Annotated in this window: 2 protein-coding genes and 1 pseudogene; all 3 read left to right on the top strand. The window is 55.7% G+C overall.

The features are described 5' to 3' along the window. Positions 1-147: 147 nt before the first annotated feature. A complete protein-coding gene (locus tag B3F77_RS14845; protein ID WP_293605703.1) occupies positions 148-2,262 on the top strand; it encodes a catalase in 2,115 nt (704 codons plus the stop codon). A gap of 92 nt (positions 2,263-2,354) precedes the next feature. Next, positions 2,355-3,494, top strand: a complete 1,140-nt coding sequence (locus B3F77_RS14840) for a glutathione-independent formaldehyde dehydrogenase (RefSeq protein ID WP_293605702.1) — start codon at positions 2,355-2,357, stop codon at positions 3,492-3,494. Positions 3,495-3,519: 25 nt separating this feature from the next. After that, positions 3,520-3,612 (top strand): annotated as a pseudogene (locus B3F77_RS14835) (alpha/beta hydrolase); the annotation flags it as partial.

The following is a 3,612-nucleotide window of genomic DNA, read 5'->3' as shown; positions in this document are numbered from 1 at the left end:
CTCTATGCGCCGCCGAATCATCGAGACGGCGTCGTCCACCATACCCGCGCCGATGCGGAGGCCGACACCGAACACTTCGACGGCAAAACCACGGAATAGAGAGTCGACTGTGGGTCAGGCTGGAGTTACACACTAGGAAGATCGATCATGGGCAACAAAACGACGACGAGTAATTCTAAAAAACGCAAACAGGAAAAGGGGTCGGCTCCAAACGAAGAATCACAACTGGCTGCCGGCGGCGAGCGGCATCAGATCGCTGGTGGAGAGCACCCCGCGCTCACAACGAACCAGGGCGTTGCACTTTCTGATAATCAAAATTCGCTCAGGGCCAATCCGCGGGGCCCTACGCTTCTGGAGGATTTCATCCTCCGCGAAAAGATCACCCACTTCGATCACGAGCGTATTCCCGAGCGTATCGTTCACGCGCGAGCGACGGGTGCGCATGGATTCTTCGAACTGACCGCCTCGTTGAAACAATACACCACCGCCAGGATACTCACCGAGGCAGGTGAAAAGACGCCCGTGTTTACCCGCATATCGACCGTCGCAGGCGGTGCGGGTTCGGTCGACACGCCGCGTGACGTACGCGGGTTTGCAGTCAAGTTTTACACCAGGGAAGGCAACTGGGACCTGGTCGGCAACAACATCCCGGTTTTCTTCATCCAGGACGCCATAAAATTCCCCGACCTCATCCATGCCGTCAAGATGGAGCCTGACCGCGGCTTTCCGCAATCGGCAACCGCGCACGACACGTTCTGGGATTTTATTTCGCTCACGCCTGAATCCATGCATACGGTGATGTGGATCATGTCTGATCGCACAATACCGCGTTCGCTACGGATGATCGAAGGCTTTGGTGTGCATAGTTTCCGGCTGATTAACGACGCAGGAAAATCGACCTTCGTCAAATTCCACTGGCGTCCCAAGCTAGGCTTGCAGTCCACAATTTGGGATGAGGCCGTCAAGATTTCCGGCGCTGATCAAGACTTCCACCGCCGCGATATGTTTGAAGCCATCGCGGCAGGCAATTTCCCCGAGTGGGAATTCGCGGTGCAACTTTTCACGCAGGAGGAAGCGGACAGATTCCCGTTCGATCATCTGGACGCGACCAAGCTGATTCCCGAAGAATTGGTACCCTTGAAAGTGATCGGCCGCATGGTGCTGGATCGCTGGCCGAACAATTTCTTCGCTGAAACCGAACAGGTTGCTTACTGTCCTACTCATGTCGTGCCAGGCATCGATTTCTCGAATGATCCGCTGTTGCAAGGCCGTTTATTCTCCTATCTCGACACGCAGCTTTCGCGCCTGGGTTCGCACAATTTTCACCAGATCCCGGTCAACGCGCCCAAGTGCCCGTTCGCCAACCAGCAACGCGACGGGCACATGCAGATGGCGCAATCGACGGGCCGGGTTGCGTATGAGCCCAACTCCTTGTCTGACAACTCGCCACGTGAAACGCCGACCAAGGGCTTTCATAGCGCCGCAGTCACTGAATCCGGCGAGAAAGGCCGCATCCGTGCCGAGAGCTTCGCCGACCACTACAGCCAGGCGCGGCAGTTCTATCTCAGCCAAACCGCGTATGAGCAGGCGCACATCGCCTCAGCGTTAGTGTTTGAACTTTCCAAGGTCGGCCATGTGCACGTGCGTGAGGCGATGGTCGGCCACCTGCGACATATCGAAGAAGACCTCGCCAACCGGGTCGCCTCAGGTCTTGGGTTCGACAAAATCCCCGATGCGCCGGTAGCCGCAGCGCCAGTGCAGGAAATGGCGTCTTCGCCAGCATTGCGGACCATCGGCAAGATGAAAAACACGCTTATGGGGCGCACGATTGGCATCCTGATCGCGGATGGTTCGGACGGCGCTGTCATCAAGAAGATTAAAAAGGCCGCGACCGATTCGGGTGCTACCGTGAAGGTCGTCGCTCCCAAAGTGGGAGGCGCGAAGCTTGCCGATGGCTCGATGCTGGCGGCTGACGGACAACTGGCTGGTACCCCTTCTGTGTTATTTGACGCAGTCGCCGTCATCCTTTCCGATGAAGGCGCAAAAGCGCTGTCGATGGAAAGCGCCGCCATCGATTTCGTGCGCGATGCTTTCGGTCATCTCAAGGCGATCGCCGTCGACCAGGGCGGCCAGACGCTTTTGAGAATAGCGCATGTCGGACAAGACGCGGGCATAGTGGATACAAACGACAAAGACGCATTTATTGCTGCGGCAAAGACACGCCAATGGGACCGGGAAAAGTCTGTTCGAACATTGGCATAACCGCCAGTTCCTTAGAGCTTGAAGGGAGGTACTGTGATAGATACCAGAAGGTATGGATACCAACGAAAAACATCTGTTTAAAAGGAGTCATCATGAAAGCAGTCGTTTATAAAGGTCCTCGCGACGTAGTCGTCAAAAACGTCCCTGATGCCAAGATTGAAAAAGCAACCGATGTGCTTGTGAAAATCACGACCACGAACATTTGCGGCTCCGATCTGCATATGTATGAAGGCCGGACGAATATGGAGCCTGGCAGAATTTTTGGGCATGAGAATCTTGGAACGGTCATCGAGATCGGCAGCGCGGTCGAACGCGTCAAACTGGGAGATCGGGTCTGCATGCCATTCAATATTGCTTGTGGCTTTTGCGAAAATTGCGAGCGTGGGCTCACGGGGTTCTGCCTCATTGCCAACCCCGGCAACGCGGGCGCAGCGTATGGCTTCGCAGGCATGGGGCCATACAGTGGCGGACAGGCAGAGCTTTTACGTGTGCCCTATGCCGACTTCAACTGTCTGGTGCTCCCGCCCGATGCGGAGGAAAAGGAAAATGATTACGTTATGTTGTCCGATATCTTTCCGACCGGTTATCACGCCACCGAGCTCGCAGGCGTGCAAGCAGGCGATTCGGTTGTCATTTACGGCGCTGGGCCGGTCGGTCTTATGGCAGCGTACTCTTCGATCATCAAAGGGGCCAGCAAGGTCATGGTCGTGGACATGCACAAGGACCGACTGGCATTGGCAGAAAAAATAGGTGCTATTGCGGTCGATGACTCGGATGGGTCTGGCGTGGAACAGGTCATGGCGCTGACCGCCGGCCAAGGAGCGGATCGGGGGTGCGAATGCGTGGGCTATCAATGCTGCGACCACAAAGGGCATGAGGTGCCGAACCTGACGATGAACAATCTAGTGAAAACGGTGCGCCCGACTGGCGGTATCGGGGTGGTGGGAGTTTTCGTACCGGAAGACCCTAACGCCAAAGATAAATTGGCCAAGCAAGGTCAGATTGCGTTCGACTTTGGCCAGTTTTGGATCAAGGGCCAGCACATAGGGACTGGCCAGGCAAATGTAAAAGCATACAACCGCAAGTTGTGTAAGCTGATCGCAGAAGGGAAAGCGAAACCGTCCTTCATCATCTCGCACGAACTGCCACTCGACCGGGCGGCCGAAGGCTACGAAAACTTTGATGCGCGCAAGGATGGCTGGACCAAGGTCATTCTTAAACCGGGGCATTGATACCAGAATAGAAAGGAGTTGAACCATGAGCACAATTACGACGAAAGATGGTACGCAGATCGATTACAAGAACTGGGGCACCGGACAAGCTGTGGTGTTCAGCCATGGCTGGCCCCTC

Origin of the sequence: Polaromonas sp. UBA4122, assembly GCA_002381615.1 — a bacterium.
Lineage (GTDB): Bacteria > Pseudomonadota > Gammaproteobacteria > Burkholderiales > Burkholderiaceae_C > Polaromonas.
This window is presented reverse-complemented; position numbering and strand designations above follow the sequence as displayed.

What these genes read in the sequence shown, in the direction of transcription:
- B3F77_RS14845 (WP_293605703.1), top strand. Translation starts at nt 148, where the DNA reads ATGGGCAACAAAACGACGACGAGTAATTCTAAAAAACGCAAACAGGAA.
- B3F77_RS14840 (WP_293605702.1), top strand. Translation starts at nt 2,355, where the DNA reads ATGAAAGCAGTCGTTTATAAAGGTCCTCGCGACGTAGTCGTCAAAAAC.